The organism is Saccharothrix sp. CCNWYY140, assembly GCF_037401995.1.
Taxonomy (GTDB): Bacteria; Actinomycetota; Actinomycetes; order Mycobacteriales; family Pseudonocardiaceae; genus Actinosynnema.
In genome coordinates this window covers 1-13,167 of sequence record NZ_JBBEGC010000044.1, presented here as the reverse complement: position 1 = coordinate 13,167, position 13,167 = coordinate 1, and the positions used below count along the sequence as shown (strand labels likewise).

Annotated in this window: 19 protein-coding genes; 7 read left to right on the top strand and 12 right to left on the bottom strand. The window is 71.9% G+C overall.

Annotated elements, in window-relative coordinates:
• Positions 1 to 38: 38 nt before the first annotated feature.
• Positions 39 to 530: a Trp biosynthesis-associated membrane protein gene (locus tag WBN91_RS20435; RefSeq protein ID WP_337725069.1), complete on the bottom strand. Its 492-nt coding sequence runs from the start codon at positions 528 to 530 to the stop codon at positions 39 to 41.
• Positions 523 to 2,064: an anthranilate synthase component I gene (locus WBN91_RS20430; protein ID WP_337725070.1), complete on the bottom strand. Its 1,542-nt coding sequence runs from the start codon at positions 2,062 to 2,064 to the stop codon at positions 523 to 525. The genes WBN91_RS20435 and WBN91_RS20430 overlap by 8 nt, the downstream gene beginning before the upstream one ends.
• A gap of 94 nt (positions 2,065 to 2,158) precedes the next feature.
• Between WBN91_RS20430 and WBN91_RS20425 the strand changes: the two genes are divergently transcribed.
• Complete coding sequence (locus tag WBN91_RS20425) at positions 2,159 to 2,779, top strand: TetR/AcrR family transcriptional regulator (protein WP_337725071.1); 621 nt, start codon at positions 2,159 to 2,161, stop codon at positions 2,777 to 2,779.
• Here the strand turns inward: WBN91_RS20425 and hisI are convergent.
• Genes hisI through hisF form a run of 3 tightly spaced genes read right to left on the bottom strand, consistent with a single transcriptional unit; the run spans position 2,772 to position 4,268 of the window.
• Positions 2,772 to 3,131 (bottom strand): phosphoribosyl-AMP cyclohydrolase, encoded by a 360-nt coding sequence (hisI, locus tag WBN91_RS20420; protein WP_337725072.1) that lies wholly within the window; start codon positions 3,129 to 3,131, stop codon positions 2,772 to 2,774. The genes WBN91_RS20425 and hisI overlap by 8 nt on opposite strands.
• Positions 3,128 to 3,493, bottom strand: a complete 366-nt coding sequence (locus tag WBN91_RS20415) for a hypothetical protein (protein ID WP_337725073.1) — start codon at positions 3,491 to 3,493, stop codon at positions 3,128 to 3,130. The genes hisI and WBN91_RS20415 overlap by 4 nt, the downstream gene beginning before the upstream one ends.
• Position 3,494: 1 nt before the next feature.
• Complete coding sequence (gene hisF / locus WBN91_RS20410; protein ID WP_337725074.1) at positions 3,495 to 4,268, bottom strand: imidazole glycerol phosphate synthase subunit HisF; 774 nt, start codon at positions 4,266 to 4,268, stop codon at positions 3,495 to 3,497.
• Between the two features lie 278 nt (positions 4,269 to 4,546).
• Between hisF and cspE the strand changes: the two genes are divergently transcribed.
• The 3 genes from cspE to WBN91_RS20395 all read left to right on the top strand — a co-directional run bounded on the left by cspE (position 4,547) and on the right by WBN91_RS20395 (position 5,958).
• Complete coding sequence (cspE, locus tag WBN91_RS20405) at positions 4,547 to 4,750, top strand: transcription antiterminator/RNA stability regulator CspE (protein WP_121226921.1); 204 nt, start codon at positions 4,547 to 4,549, stop codon at positions 4,748 to 4,750.
• A 78-nt stretch (positions 4,751 to 4,828) separates the two neighbouring features.
• The gene (locus WBN91_RS20400; RefSeq protein ID WP_337725075.1) at positions 4,829 to 5,197 is read left to right on the top strand and encodes a PPOX class F420-dependent oxidoreductase; all 369 of its coding nucleotides are present in this window, start codon (positions 4,829 to 4,831) and stop codon (positions 5,195 to 5,197) included.
• A gap of 38 nt (positions 5,198 to 5,235) precedes the next feature.
• The gene (locus tag WBN91_RS20395) at positions 5,236 to 5,958 is read left to right on the top strand and encodes a Clp protease N-terminal domain-containing protein (RefSeq protein WP_337725076.1); all 723 of its coding nucleotides are present in this window, start codon (positions 5,236 to 5,238) and stop codon (positions 5,956 to 5,958) included.
• Here WBN91_RS20395 and priA read toward each other — a convergent pair.
• Complete coding sequence (gene priA / locus WBN91_RS20390) at positions 5,924 to 6,655, bottom strand: bifunctional 1-(5-phosphoribosyl)-5-((5-phosphoribosylamino)methylideneamino)imidazole-4-carboxamide isomerase/phosphoribosylanthranilate isomerase PriA (protein ID WP_337725077.1); 732 nt, start codon at positions 6,653 to 6,655, stop codon at positions 5,924 to 5,926. The two genes, WBN91_RS20395 and priA, sit on opposite strands and share 35 nt — an antisense overlap.
• A gap of 91 nt (positions 6,656 to 6,746) precedes the next feature.
• Between priA and WBN91_RS20385 the strand changes: the two genes are divergently transcribed.
• Positions 6,747 to 7,565, top strand: coding sequence for a hypothetical protein (locus WBN91_RS20385; RefSeq protein WP_337725078.1), 819 nt, complete (start codon positions 6,747 to 6,749; stop codon positions 7,563 to 7,565).
• On the opposite strand, the gene WBN91_RS20380 is transcribed toward WBN91_RS20385, so the two are convergent.
• The 5 genes from WBN91_RS20380 to WBN91_RS20360 all read right to left on the bottom strand — a co-directional run bounded on the left by WBN91_RS20380 (position 7,546) and on the right by WBN91_RS20360 (position 11,111).
• Entirely contained in the window at positions 7,546 to 8,010 is a 465-nt protein-coding gene (locus WBN91_RS20380; RefSeq protein ID WP_337725079.1) for a hypothetical protein, read from the bottom strand. The two genes, WBN91_RS20385 and WBN91_RS20380, sit on opposite strands and share 20 nt — an antisense overlap.
• Entirely contained in the window at positions 8,007 to 8,639 is a 633-nt protein-coding gene (hisH, locus tag WBN91_RS20375) for an imidazole glycerol phosphate synthase subunit HisH (protein ID WP_337725080.1), read from the bottom strand. The genes WBN91_RS20380 and hisH overlap by 4 nt, the downstream gene beginning before the upstream one ends.
• Positions 8,640 to 8,649: 10 nt before the next feature.
• Positions 8,650 to 9,126: a hypothetical protein gene (locus WBN91_RS20370; RefSeq protein ID WP_337725081.1), complete on the bottom strand. Its 477-nt coding sequence runs from the start codon at positions 9,124 to 9,126 to the stop codon at positions 8,650 to 8,652.
• 408 nt (positions 9,127 to 9,534) lie between these two features.
• Positions 9,535 to 10,419 (bottom strand): transketolase family protein, encoded by an 885-nt coding sequence (locus WBN91_RS20365; protein ID WP_337725094.1) that lies wholly within the window; start codon positions 10,417 to 10,419, stop codon positions 9,535 to 9,537.
• Positions 10,420 to 10,424: 5 nt separating this feature from the next.
• Entirely contained in the window at positions 10,425 to 11,111 is a 687-nt protein-coding gene (locus WBN91_RS20360) for a thiamine pyrophosphate-dependent enzyme (RefSeq protein WP_337725082.1), read from the bottom strand.
• A gap of 72 nt (positions 11,112 to 11,183) precedes the next feature.
• Between WBN91_RS20360 and soxR the strand changes: the two genes are divergently transcribed.
• Together soxR and WBN91_RS20350 are read left to right on the top strand one after the other, a co-directional pair.
• Positions 11,184 to 11,627, top strand: coding sequence for a redox-sensitive transcriptional activator SoxR (gene soxR / locus WBN91_RS20355; protein WP_443217762.1), 444 nt, complete (start codon positions 11,184 to 11,186; stop codon positions 11,625 to 11,627).
• A gap of 44 nt (positions 11,628 to 11,671) precedes the next feature.
• Positions 11,672 to 12,202 carry an RNA 2'-phosphotransferase gene (locus tag WBN91_RS20350; protein WP_337725084.1) on the top strand — a complete coding sequence of 177 codons (531 nt, stop codon included), beginning with the start codon at positions 11,672 to 11,674 and terminating at the stop codon, positions 12,200 to 12,202.
• Here WBN91_RS20350 and WBN91_RS20345 read toward each other — a convergent pair.
• Positions 12,162 to 12,773, bottom strand: a complete 612-nt coding sequence (locus tag WBN91_RS20345) for a TetR/AcrR family transcriptional regulator (protein WP_346834038.1) — start codon at positions 12,771 to 12,773, stop codon at positions 12,162 to 12,164. The genes WBN91_RS20350 and WBN91_RS20345 overlap by 41 nt on opposite strands.
• Between the last annotated feature and the right edge of the window lie 394 nt (positions 12,774 to 13,167).

The following is a 13,167-nucleotide window of genomic DNA, read 5'->3' as shown; positions in this document are numbered from 1 at the left end:
TTCGGGGCCCACGTGCGCCAACGTGCGCAGCTGCGGGGTCAGTCCCGCTCCGTGGGATCGTCGCCGCGTTCCAAGGCGTTCCACATCTCGCGTTCGGGGTCGGTGGACTTCTTGGCCGCGCCGGGCGTCTGGTAGCCGCCGCCCAGGCGCGGCATGGCCCCACCGCGCAGCACGAGCACCACACCGGCGCCCACCACGCACAACGTGCCCACCAGCGCCACCGACAACGCGGCCACAGGCGGTCCGGCGGCCACAGTCGTGAACCCCACCGCGACTCCCGCCAGCACCAGCACGACGCCCACCAGCCGCCGAACCCAGCCGCCCAGCGCCACCACGGCGGCGATCGCTGCGGCGCTGAGCACCGCCGTAGGAAGCAGCGCGGGCGACACTTCGGCCCCACTGGCCTGGGCGTCGAGCCGGGTCGCGCCCCAGGTCATGCCCGAGGAACCCCACAGCGCCACCGCGCCCAGCACCAGCAGGACGACCACGATCCACAGTGGACGCCGCGCCGGTTCCCCGCGATCAGACACGCGCCGAGTCCACCGACTGCGACATGGTCCCCGCCGTGGCGATCGCCGACAGCACCGCGCCCGCCTTGTTCAGGCACTCGTTGTCCTCGGCGACCGGGTCGGAGTCGGCCACGATGCCGCCGCCGGCCTGCACGTACGCCACGCCGTCGCGCACCAGGGCGGTGCGGATGGCGATCGCGGTGTCGGCGTCGCCGGCGAAGTCCAGGTAGCCCACGACCCCGCCGTACAGGCCGCGCCGCGTGGGCTCCAGCTCCTCGATCAGCTCCATCGCGCGCGGCTTGGGCGCACCCGACAGCGTTCCCGCCGGGAAGCACGCGGCCACCGCGTCGAACGCCGTCTTGCCCTCGGCCAGCTCGCCGCTGACCGTGGACACGATGTGCATCACGTGGCTGTACCGCTCGACCTTGAAGAAGTCGACCACGGTCACCGAGCCCGGCTTGCACACCCGGCCCAGGTCGTTGCGGCCCAGGTCGACCAGCATGAGGTGCTCGGCGCGCTCCTTCTGGTCGGCCAGTAGGTCCTTCTCCAGCAGCGCGTCCTCCTCGGCGTCCACGCCCCGCCAGCGGGTGCCCGCGATGGGGTGCGTGGTGGCCTTGCCGTCCCGCACGGTCACCAGGGACTCGGGGCTGCACCCGACGATGTCGAAGTCGTCCAGCCGCAGCAGGTACATGTACGGGCTGGGGTTGGACGTGCGCAGGACGCGGTAGATGTCCAGCGGGTCGGCGGTGGTGCGCATCTCGAACCGCTGCGACAGCACGACCTGGAACGCCTCGCCCGCGCGGATGGCCTCCTTGGCCTTCTCCACGACCGCGTAGTGCTCCTGCTGCGACCGGCGGCGCACGAACTCCGGCTTCGGGCGCGAGAACACGGCCACGGTGGGCGGCGCGGCGGCCTGGAGGTCGAGGGTCATGCGGTCCAGGCGGGCCACGGCGTCGTCGTAGGCGGCGTCCACCCGCTCGGGGCTGTCGTCCCAGTTGATGGCGTTGGCGATGAGCGTGACCGTGCCCTCGTGGTGGTCCAGGGCGGCCAGGTCGGTGGCCAGCATCATGACCAGCTCGGGGACCTTCAGGTCGTCCTCGGCCAGCGACGGCAGCCGCTCCAGGCGGCGCACGGCGTCGTAGCCGATGTAGCCGACCATGCCGCCGGTCAGCGGGGGCAGGCCGGGCAGCGGGTCGGTGCGCAGCACCTCGATGGTCTCGCGCAGCGCCAGCAGCGGGTCGCCGCCCTCGGGCAGGCCCACCGGGTGCTGGCCGGTCCAGTACGCCTCGCCGCCGGTCGCGGTCAGGGCGCCGGCGCAGCGGGCGCCGACGAACGACCAGCGCGACCAGGAGCGGCCGTTCTCGGCGGACTCGAACAGGAACGTGCCGGGCCGGTCGGCCGCGAGCTTGCGGTACAGGCCGACGGGGGTCTCCGCGTCCGCGAGCAGCCGGCGCACGACGGGGATGACCCGCCGCTGCGCGGCGAGTTCGCGGAACTCCTCGCGCGTCGGGCTGACCTCGCCCAGCCCCGCGCCTGCACCGATCACGCTCACCATGAGGACATTCTGCCGTGTGGTCGCCGGCGTCCCACGAGCGGCATCGAATTCAGCACACGTTGAAAAACTTGCGCGCGCCACTCATGATGGAGGGGTGAACGAAGGCACGCAACAGGCCGAACCCAAACGCCGGGGCCGCCGCGCGGGCGGCGAGGACACCAAGGCCGCGCTGCTCGCCGCGGCGCGCGAGGTGTTCATGCAACGCGGCTACGAGGGCGCGACCGTGCGGTCCATCGCGTCGCGCGCGGGCGTGGACGCGGCGATGGTCAACCACTGGTTCGGCGGCAAGGAGGGCCTGTTCGCCAAGGCCGTCCTGCAAGTCCCGATCGACCCGAACACGCTGGTCACGCACCTGCTGGAGGGTGGACCGCGGGAGGAGATCGGGGAGCGGATCGTGCGCACGTTCCTCGGCGTGTGGGACCCGATCGGCGGCGGTCAGTTCGCGGCGCTCATGCGCAGCGTCACCGCGCACGAGCAGGTCGCCGACGTGCTGCGCGACTTCTTCGTGCACACCCTGCTCAAGAAGGTCGTCGCGGGCATCGGCACCGAGGACCGGCCCGAACTGCGCGCCACGCTGGCCGCCAGCCAGATCTTCGGCATGGGCATGGTCCGGTACGTGGTGAAGTTCGAGCCGCTGGCCTCGGCGGACGTGGAGACGATGGTCAAGGCGGTCGCGCCGAACCTCCAGCGCTACCTGACCGGCGACATCAGCTGACGGGCTCGTCGGCGAGCAGGACCGTGGAGTCGAAGCACGTCCGGTCGCCGGTGTGGCAGGCCGCGCCGACCTGGTCCACGACCAGCAGCAGGGTGTCGCCGTCGCAGTCCAGCCGCACCTCGTGCACGTACTGCGTGTGCCCCGAGGTCTCGCCCTTGACCCACAGCTGCTGGCGGCTGCGCGAGTAGTAGGTGGCGCGGCGGGTCGTCAGGGTGCGGTGCAGGGCCTCGTCGTCCATCCACGCGACCATCAGCACCTCGCCGGTGCCCTTGCGCTGCGCCACCGCGCACACGAGGCCGTCCGGGGTGCGCTTGAGGCGTGCGGCGATCGTCGGGTCAAGCGCGCTGGTCACCGAACTCCTCCGAAGTGCTCACGCGCGGGCTTCATGTTGAGGACCACCATGCCGAAGACGTGCAGCGCGGACAGCACGGCCGACAGCACACGCACCCACACCGGTCCCTCGCTGAGCACGGCCAGCAGGTGCACCAGGCCGATCAGGCCGTAGATCAGCACGGCGGTCAGCCGCGCGGGCCGGAAGCGGGCGATGAGCCCGGCCACGGCGATCAGTTCGAGCACCAGGACGATCAGCGGGAACCTGATCCACACCCCGTCACCGGTGCTCTGCCAGCGGATCAGGCCCTCCAGCACGAACAACGCGCCGCCGACCGCGCCGACCAGGGTGCCGAGGAACGCCTCGATGGGACTGTTGCGCACGTCAGCGCACCTCCACGCCGGCGTCGCGCAGCGACTGCTTGACCTCGCCGATGCGCAGCGTGCCGAAGTGGAACACGCTGGCCGCCAGCACCGCGTCCGCGCCGGCCGCGATGGCGGGCGGGAAGTGGTCGACCGTGCCCGCGCCGCCGCTGGCGATCAGCGGGACGTCCACGACCTTGCGCACCAGCTCGATCAGCTCCAGGTCGAAGCCCGCCTTGGTGCCGTCGGCGTCCATCGAGTTGAGCAGGATCTCGCCGACGCCCAGCTCCTGGCCCCGCGCCGCCCACTCGACGGCGTCGATGCCGGTGCCCTTGCGCCCGCCGTGCGTGGTGACCTCGAACCCGGACGGAGTCGGCTTCTCGCCCTCGGGGACGCGCCGGGCGTCCACGGACAGCACGATGCACTGCGCCCCGAACCGCTCGGACAGCTGCTTGAGCAGCTCCGGGCGGGCGATGGCGGCGGTGTTGACGCCGACCTTGTCCGCGCCGGCTCGCAGCAGCTTGTCCACGTCCTCCGGGGTGCGCACGCCGCCACCGACGGTGAGCGGGATGAACACCTGCTCGGCGGTGCGGCGGACCACGTCGAAGGTGGTCTCGCGGTCGGAGGAGGAGGCGGTGACGTCGAGGAAGGTCAGCTCGTCGGCGCCCTCGGCGTCGTAGGCGCGGGCCAGCTCCACCGGGTCGCCCGCGTCGACGAGGTTGGTGAAGTTCACGCCCTTCACCACCCGTCCCCGGTCGACGTCCAGGCAGGGGATCACGCGCACCGCGACTGACATGGGCCAAAGCCTACGGCCGGGTCACAGGGCGTCCGCCGGGGGTGTGCGTACACCCGGAACGGGCGTCCTGGGTCACATCCTGCGCCCGGACGCGACGCGGAGGGCCGCCGTGTGGTTCACTGTAAGAGGTCGTCGGTTTTGTGTCCGTGTCATCCACGCTCGCGAAACGTTGTTCGAGCGTGTGGTTTTCTCCGGACTTTCCCGGGATCTCCCTCACTTGAAGCGACCACGGTGGTGGCACTTGCCACACCGGTTTTACCCATGAGGAGAGAAATAGTATGGCCAACGGCACCGTGAAGTGGTTCAACTCCGAGAAGGGCTTCGGCTTCATCGCCCCCGAGGACGGCGGCGCTGACGTGTTCGTGCACTACTCGGAGATCCAGGGCGGCGGCTACCGCAGCCTGGAGGAGAACCAGCGCGTGTCCTTCGACGTCGGCCAGGGCGCCAAGGGCCCGCAGGCGACCAACGTCGTGGCGCTCTGAGCTGAACCCCGGCTCGAACGGCCCCGTTCCCCCCGTGGGAGCGGGGCCGTTGCCGTCGGTGGGGTTAGGTTGACCGGCATGAGCCTCGCCGACGCGAAGTACCTGCTGCTGACGACGTTCCGCAAGGACGGCACCCCGGTCCCCACGCCGCTGTGGGTGGTGGGCGAGGCCGACACGCTCTTCGTGTGGACGCCGGTGGACTCCGGCAAGGTCAAGCGCATCCGGCGCGCCGGGGACGTCGAGGTCGCGCCGTGCGACCTCAGGGGCAACCCGACCGGCACGGCGGTCAAGGCGCAGGCCCGACTGCTGGACGAGACCGGGAGCGACCGGGTGCGGCACCTGATCGGCCGCAAGTACGGGCTGTTCGGCAAGGTGACCGTGTTCGGCAGCAAGCTGCGGCGCGGCAAGAACGGGACCGTGGGCATCGCGATCGTGCCGTCAACCTGAGGTTGACCCGGTCCACAGCGTCAACCTAGAGTTGACGGGTGGTCACCGCACCCGTCCAGTTGACGGACCTCATCGTCACCGTCGCGCAGGAGCACGCCGAAGCCCTCGCCCGGCTCACCGCCGCCGTCGAGCTGAGCGACCAGCTGGACGAGCTCGGCGATCACCTGATCGGGCACTTCGTGGACGAGGCCCGCCGCGCGGGCGCGAGCTGGACCGACATCGGCGAGAGCATCGGCGTCACCAAGCAGGCGGCCCAGAAGCGGTTCGTGCCCCGGCCGTCCCCGGACCTCAAGCCGAACTTCGACCGGTACACCGACCGGGCGCGGCGCGTGGTCGTGCTGGCCCGCCACCACGCCCGGTTCAGCGAGCGGATCGGCACCGAACACCTGCTGCTGGGGCTGATGGACGAGTCCGGCGGCCTGGGCGCGAAGACCATCGCCCGCCTGGAGGCCGCCGAGGGCACCACCCGCCTGGCCACGCTCAACGCGCTGGACCACACCAGCCGCGAGCGGCCCGACCCGCAACCGTTCAGCGCGGGGTGCAAGAAGGCCTTGGAGCTGGCGGTGCGGGAGGCCCTGCGCCTGGGTCACACGTTCGTGGGCACCGAGCACGTGCTGCTGGGCCTGCTGTCCGAACAGGACTGCACGGCGGCCAAGGTGATGGCCACGACCGGCATCACCAAGGCCGCCGCGGAGGCCTACGTCGTCGCGGAGTTCGAGCGGGCGGTCAACGCACCGCGGCAAGCGCGTCCGGGAGCGTGAACGCCCCCGCGTACAGCGCCTTGCCCACGATCGCGCCCTCGACACCATCGCGGGACAGGGCGGCCAGGGCCACCAGGTCGTCCACACTGGACACCCCGCCGGAGGCGATGACCGGCGCGTCGGTCCGCGCGCACACCTCGCGCAGCAGGTCCACGTTCGGGCCGGTGAGCGTGCCGTCCTTGCTCACGTCGGTGACGACGTAACGGGCGCACCCGTCCCGGTCGAGCCGGTCGAGCACCTCCCACAGGTCGCCGCCGTCCTTGGTCCAGCCCCGAGCCGCCACGCGGTGGCCCTCGGCGGTGATCCGGACGTCCAGGCCGACCGCGATCCGGTCGCCGTGCTCGGCGATGGCCTTGGCGCACCACACCGGGTCCTCCAGCGCGGCGGTGCCCAGGTTGACCCGCGCGCACCCGGTGGACAGCGCGGCGGCCAGCGACGCGTCGTCCCGGATGCCGCCGGACAGCTCCACCTTGACGTCCAGCTCGCCCACGACCCGGGCCAGCAGCTCCCGGTTGCCGCCCCGCCCGAACGCGGCGTCGAGGTCCACCAGGTGCACCCACTCGGCCCCGTCGCGCTGCCAGGCGAGGGCGGCGTCCAGGGGTGAGCCGTAGTGGGTCTCGGTACCGGCTTCGCCCTGCACGAGTCGGACGGCCTGGCCGTCGGCCACGTCGACGGCCGGAAGCAGCGTGAAAGTCACGCGAACAGCCTAGTTGCCGCTGGTCGGCGCAGGACAGGACCCCCGTGCGGCCGATGCACCCCGACCGCGCGCGGCCCTAGCGTGTCCCCCGATGGACCCGATCAGCGGATTAGCGTCCGCCGGCGGCAACACGGCCGGCCGGCTCACCCACTACCTCGTGCTCCAGCTCACCAGCGTGATCCTGCCCGGTGCGGTCGCGCTGACCGAGCTGACCATGCTGGGCGTGCACTTCTACCCGCACCCGGGTCACGACGTGACGTTCCTGCTGTCCGTGCTGGCGAAGGTGCAGGGCGGCGGCGCGATCCTGTTCGCCGCGCTGGGCATCGGGGCGAGCTTCGTCATCGGCTACGTGACTCGGGCGATCGGCTTCGCGCTCACCGGGCGCGTCGAGCGGATCAGCGCGCGGATCGCGCGGCGGCGCGGCCGACCGGTCCGGTCCGACCTCGGGCGGGTGCGGCACGTGCTGGGCGACGAGATCACCGACGAGCTGACCGACCTGCACCCGCCGCTCGCGCACACCGACGCCGACGGGGTCGAGGTGAAGCTGCCCGCCGGCGGCGCGCACCAGGGCGACGGCAGCGTGCACGCGTTCGAGTACAACAAGCTGTGGCTGCGCCGCTTCTCGCCCGTGCTGAACGTCGACTCGATGGAGATCGAGATCAACATCCTGGTGGCGACGGCCCTGCCGTTCGTGCTCGCGGCCGTCGAGGCGCTGGTGTTCCCCCGGCTGCCGGTGGCGTTCCGGCTGGTCGTGGTGGCGGTGTGCGTGGTGGCGATCGTGATCGCGCTGCGCCAGGCCATCCGGCTGCGGCAGGCCGAGCGGTGGTACGCGGTGCGCAACGTCGCCTTCGACCTGGCGATGCGGCGGGCCGCCGTGCGCTACCCGGAGGTCAGCGCGGAGGAGGAGTAGCGGCGTGGTGGCGCAGGTCCGGCAGCACCGCCGGGTCCAGCGGGCCGTGCAGCGCGAACAGCAGCAGCCGCACCGGCAGCCCGCTGCGGAACGCCGCGACCGAGCGGTGCGTGGCGTCCAGCAGCAGGTGGCCGGCGCCGGGCAGGGCGTAGACGGGCAGGGTGAGCTGCACCGGCCGGTCCGCGGCGCGCAACGACGCCTCGATCGCCGCGATCCGGTCCGGCCGCTCGTCGACCGCGTCCCGGACCCGCAGCGGTCGGGCGTCGTCCGCGTCGAACTCGGCGCCGCCCGCGTACCAGACCGTGAACAGCCCGCCCAGCAGGTCCCGGGACCGGCTCACCCGCAGGTCGACCTCGCACCCGACGAGCGCGTCCCAGTCCAGCAGGACCCGCACCGAGCCGTCGCCGAACACGGTGCGGAAGTCCGTCAGGGTGAACGGGGTCAAAAGCTCTTCAGCCAGTTCTCCAGCAGCTGGGCGCCGGCGTCGCCGGACTTCTCCGGGTGGAACTGGGTGGCCCACAGCGGCCCGTTCTCCACCGCGGCGACGAAGTCGTCGTCGCCGTGCGTGGCCCAGGTGACCAGGGGCGGGCGGATGACCTCGGAGGCCTCCAGCTCCCACTTGCGCACGGCGTAGGAGTGGACGAAGTAGAAGCGGGTGTCGGGGTCGAGCCCGGCGAAGAGCTTGGTGTCCTCGGGCGCGCGGACCGTGTTCCAGCCCATGTGCGGCACGATCGGCGCTTCCAGCCGCTCCACCGTGCCCGGCCACTCGCCGCAGCCCTCGGTGAGCACGCCGTGCTCGATGCCGCGCTCGAACAGGATCTGCATGCCGACGCAGATGCCCAGCACCGGCCGACCGCCGGCCAGCCGCTCCCCGATGATCCGGCCGCCCTTGACGGCGTTCAGCCCGGCCATGCAGGCGGCGTACGCGCCCACGCCGGGGACCAGGAGGCCGTCCGCGTCGAGCGCCGCGCGATGGTCGGACGTGACCTCGACGGTCGCGCCCACGCGCTGGAGGGCGCGTTCGGCGGAGCGGAGGTTGCCTGATCCGTAGTCCAGTACGACGACTCGTGCCACGCCCACCAGGCTAGGCCAACGGCGACCCGCCCTGCGTCACCGGTACCACGGGCAGCACCGTGCCGATCGGCAACCCGGCCCGGTCGGGCAACGCGGTGACCCACGTGTCGGCCCGCCCCTGGTCCACCAGCGCCTTGACCTCGGCCACGTCCCCCGGCAGGTCGAGCACCCCCGGCTCGGCCTTCACCCGCCACCACGTGAGCGTCCCGACCAACCGCCGAGCGTGCCCGCTGAACCCGGCCCCCACCCCGTCCGACCAGAGCACGGCCTCCCCGGCCCACCGCACGAGCAACGCCCGGTCACCGACGTCCCGCACCTGCGCGGCGAGCTTGGCCGCATCCGTGAACCCGATCTGCCGCCGCGGCAACAACACCGTCCCGGAAGCCACCGGCACCAGGGCGGCCGGCCCCGCGACGGCGCGGTGCAGGGCGAGCTGCAACTCGGCGGTCGGCGTGGGTGTCCAGATCAGGGTTCTCGGCACGCTCACGAAGGGAGATCATGCCGCAGTCCACCCCGAGCCGGCCGCCCGACACACGCTTTCCGGCCCGGCCTCCGGCCCTCGACTCCCCCGGCCTCCGGCCCCCGACTCCCCCGGCCTCCGGCCCCCGACTCCCCCGGCCTCCGGCCCCCGACTCCCCCGGCCTCCGGCCCCCGACTCCATTGTCCCACGGGGGTACGACATCCGGCCCGAAGCGCCCCGGGGCTCATTCTCCCACCGCGGTACGACATTCCGGCTGAAGCGCCCCCTGGGGCTCATTGTCCCAGCCCGGTACGACACCCCCGCTCACGTGGCACCGCGCAGGCGGCGGGCAGCCTCCCGGAAAGTGCCTGCCGCGGATACCTGGCCGAGCTGGTCGGGTGTCGGTTGCGACCTCCGAGCACCCGACCAGTTCCCTCAGGCGGCCACCGGATGGGTGAACAGGCGGCGTGCGGCGGCGGCGATGCCCAGGGTGTCCAGGTCGTGGGCCGCGTCGTGGTCCTCCGGCGTCCCGTACGCCCGCAGCTCGGCGTCCCGCCGCACCCCCAACGACCGCAGCCGGTGCGGGATGTCGGCCAGCGCCTCCGACGCCAGGTGCGCCGACGTGCCCTCCAGGTACGGCTCGACCAGCAGGACGTCCGGCCGCGACGCCGCCACCGCCGCGCGCAGCCCCGCCCCGTCGAACGGCCGGATCGTGGTGGCGTACAGGACCGTCACGTCCAGGTCCGCCGTCGCCTCCAGCACCCGGTCGAGCACCGGCCCCACGGCCACGACCACCCCGCTCGACCCCCGGCGCACCGCGGTGAACCCCTCGACCACCGGGAACGCCATGCTGTTCCGCCGCAACGACAACCGCAGGTAGCGCAGGTCGTCGGCGGCCAGCGCCGCGCGCACCAGCGGCTCGACCTCGTCCGGGTGACCGGGCACCTGCACCCGCCACCCCGGCAGCGTGTCGAACAGCGCCACGTCGCCCGGCGCCTGGTGCGTCCGCCCCCACACCGGGTCGTCGTAGGAACCGCCGATGCTCACCAGCACGCCCCCGACGCCCTGGTGCCCGAAGTCCAGCTTGATCTGCTCGAACGGCCGCTCGACCAGGAACGGCGCGTAGGAGTGCACGACCGGCCGCATCCCGGTCAGGGCAAGGCCGCTGCCGACACCGACCATCGCCTGCTCCCGGATGCCGACGTTGACCACCCGCGGCGACGGTCGGAAGGCGTCGCGGGAGATCTCCGCGATCACCACCGCCACCCGCGGGTCGTCCGCCATGACGTCCTGCACGGTCTCCGCGAACACCTCGCGCATCGTCTTCACGACCCCACCACCCTCGCCACCACGACCAGCGGACGGCCCGCATGATCCCCCGTGAACGCCTCGTACAACGCACCCTGGTCACGTCCGTCCACTGTGGACGTCGCCCAGCCCTCGACGGCGAACCGCGCCGCCACCCCGCCCGGCCACCCGTGGGTGCCGGACTCGTTGTCCACCACCACGACGGTCAGGTTGTCCAGCCCCAGACGTCCGGCCAGCGCGATCGCCTCGTGGTTGCTGCCCTCGTCCAGCTCGGCGTCACCCACCAGCACGAACACCCGCGCCGACCGCCCCTGCAACCGCAACCCCACGGCCTGCCCGACGGCGATCGGCAGCCCGTGCCCGAGCGACCCGCTGCTGATCTCCACCCCCGGCACCAGCACGCGGTCCGGGTGCTGGCCCAGCGGCGAGTCCCACGACGTCCAGTCGTCCAAAATGGACGGTTCGATGAACCCCTTGGCAGCCAACACGGCGTAGTACGCCATCGGCCCGTGCCCCTTCGAGAGCAGGAACCGGTCGCGGTCCGGGTCGTCGACCCGCTCCGGCGACACGTCCAGCACCCGGTCGTAGAGCACCCACAGCACGTGCAGCGTGGACGCGGCGGCCCACTCGTGCTTCTCGTCCCCGGTCATCCGCTCGAACAACGCGGGGATGTCCGCGAAGCCCAGCTTCTCCCCTACTGACATGGCAACCAGCCAACAACTTCGACTTAGGTCGAGGTCAAGCACTAGGCTGGACCGGTGAGCAAGTTGCCCGAGATGTTGACCATCGGCCAGGTGGCCGAGCGCAGCGGCGTGCCGCACACCGCGCTGCGGTTCTACGAGGAACGCGGCCTGATCCACTCCGAGCGCACGGCGGGCAACCAGCGCCGCTACGCGCGCTCCGTGTTGCGCCGGCTAGCGTTCATCCGCACCGCGCAGCGCGTTGGCCTGAGCCTGGAGGACGTGCACGACGCCCTGGCGACGCTGCCGGACAACCGGACGCCCACGAAGTCCGACTGGAGCAGGCTGTCCACGCACTGGCAGAGCGAGCTGGACGCCCGCATCGACGCCCTGATCCGACTGCGCGACCGGCTGACCTCGTGCATCGGCTGCGGATGCCTGTCACTGCGCAGTTGCACCCTCCACAACTTCGACGACTCGCAAGCCTCCGACGGCCCCGGCGCACCCAAGCTCAAGCCCGCCAGCGAGGGCGGCACCTGAAACCCGCTGGCCTGATCCGCACGCCCGTGCTGCACTTGTCGTCGATGGAAGAGAAAGACGTGATCCGCTTGTCGAAGCGGATGTCCAAACACCTCCGCCACCAGCCCGAACGACTCGGGCTCACCCTGGACGCGGCGGGCTGGGTCGACCTGGACGAGTTCGTCCGCAAACTGGGCACGACCCACGAGCAGGTGCACGAGGTGGTGGCGCGCAACGACAAGCAGCGCTTCACCATCTCCAACGGCCGGATCAGGGCCAACCAGGGCCACACCGTGGCCGTAGACCTCGACCTCCCCGTGGTGGAGCCACCTCCGGTGCTCTACCACGGCACAGTCGCCAAGTTCCTGCCCGACATCCTGCACGAGGGCCTACGCCCCATGTCCCGCCACGACGTGCACCTGTCCGCGACCATCGACACGGCCGTCCGGGTGGGTTCACGACGCGGCAAGCCGGTGGTCCTGGAGGTGGACGCCGCGACGATGCACGCGGACGGCCACGAGTTCCGCGTGAGCGCGAACGGTGTGTGGCTGGCGGCTAGCGTTCCTCCGCGTTACCTGCGAGAACACGCCGGCTGAGGTAGTCGAGGTTGGCCGCGACCTGCTCGGGCGTGAAGCCACGCGTCTGCCGCTGGTACCGGTAGACCTCGGGGGCAAGCGGCGCCATCAACGTGTCCGCCAACTCCTTGGGCGCCCCAGCCTCCTCCAACAACACCTCAACGTGCCGCCGCCAAAACGCATAAACCCCAGTCCGATACCGCGCCGGCCCGGTCTCGGCCCCCAACACCAGATGCAGGTGCCGCTCAAGCAACCCGACCAAGGCCCGGTAGAACGCCGCCAACCGCTCATGCGGCAAGGCCCCCACCCCCAACGGCGGCGGCCCACTCAAGATGCCCGCTTGGATCTCGGACTCGTGCTCGTCCAACAGGGCTTGGGCGATCGAGGCCGTATCGGGATACCGCCGGTAGAGCGTGGCCCGCCCAACACCAGCAGCTTTGGCGATGTCCTCCATCGTCACACCGTCAGCCCCACCGGCCTCAGCAAACACCTTCTCAGCGGCAGCCAGCACCCGAGCACGGTTCCGCGCAGCGTCAGCCCGCTCACGCGGACGCTCAACGCTCAAGCGGGGGCGGGCGACCTCGCTGGACATGCGACAACCATAACCCGGCGCTTTAGTGGGCGATATGTCCAGTTCGGCCCTCCGATCGGACGGAACGACTGGACTCCGAGCGCGGCGAGCACGCCTGGTCACGGCGGGCACAGCGGGGGGCTGGGCACGGCGGGGGCGCGAGCGGCTGCGGGGCTGGGCGCGGCGGGGCCAGCGGGCGTACCGGGCGCGGTGGCACGGCTTGGTACGGCGGGCGCGACTTGGCATGGCTCGGCGCGGGCGGGCAGGGGCAGTGCGGCCAAATGCGTTATCCGCCGCGCAGCGGCGGTTCTCGCGCGCGCGAAGCGCGGTAGGTGTTTCCTACAAGTGGAGGGCCTCGGTTCCCCCACCGTATGGCCCGCCCGAAGGGCTACCACAGATTTCCCCAGGTGCAGCC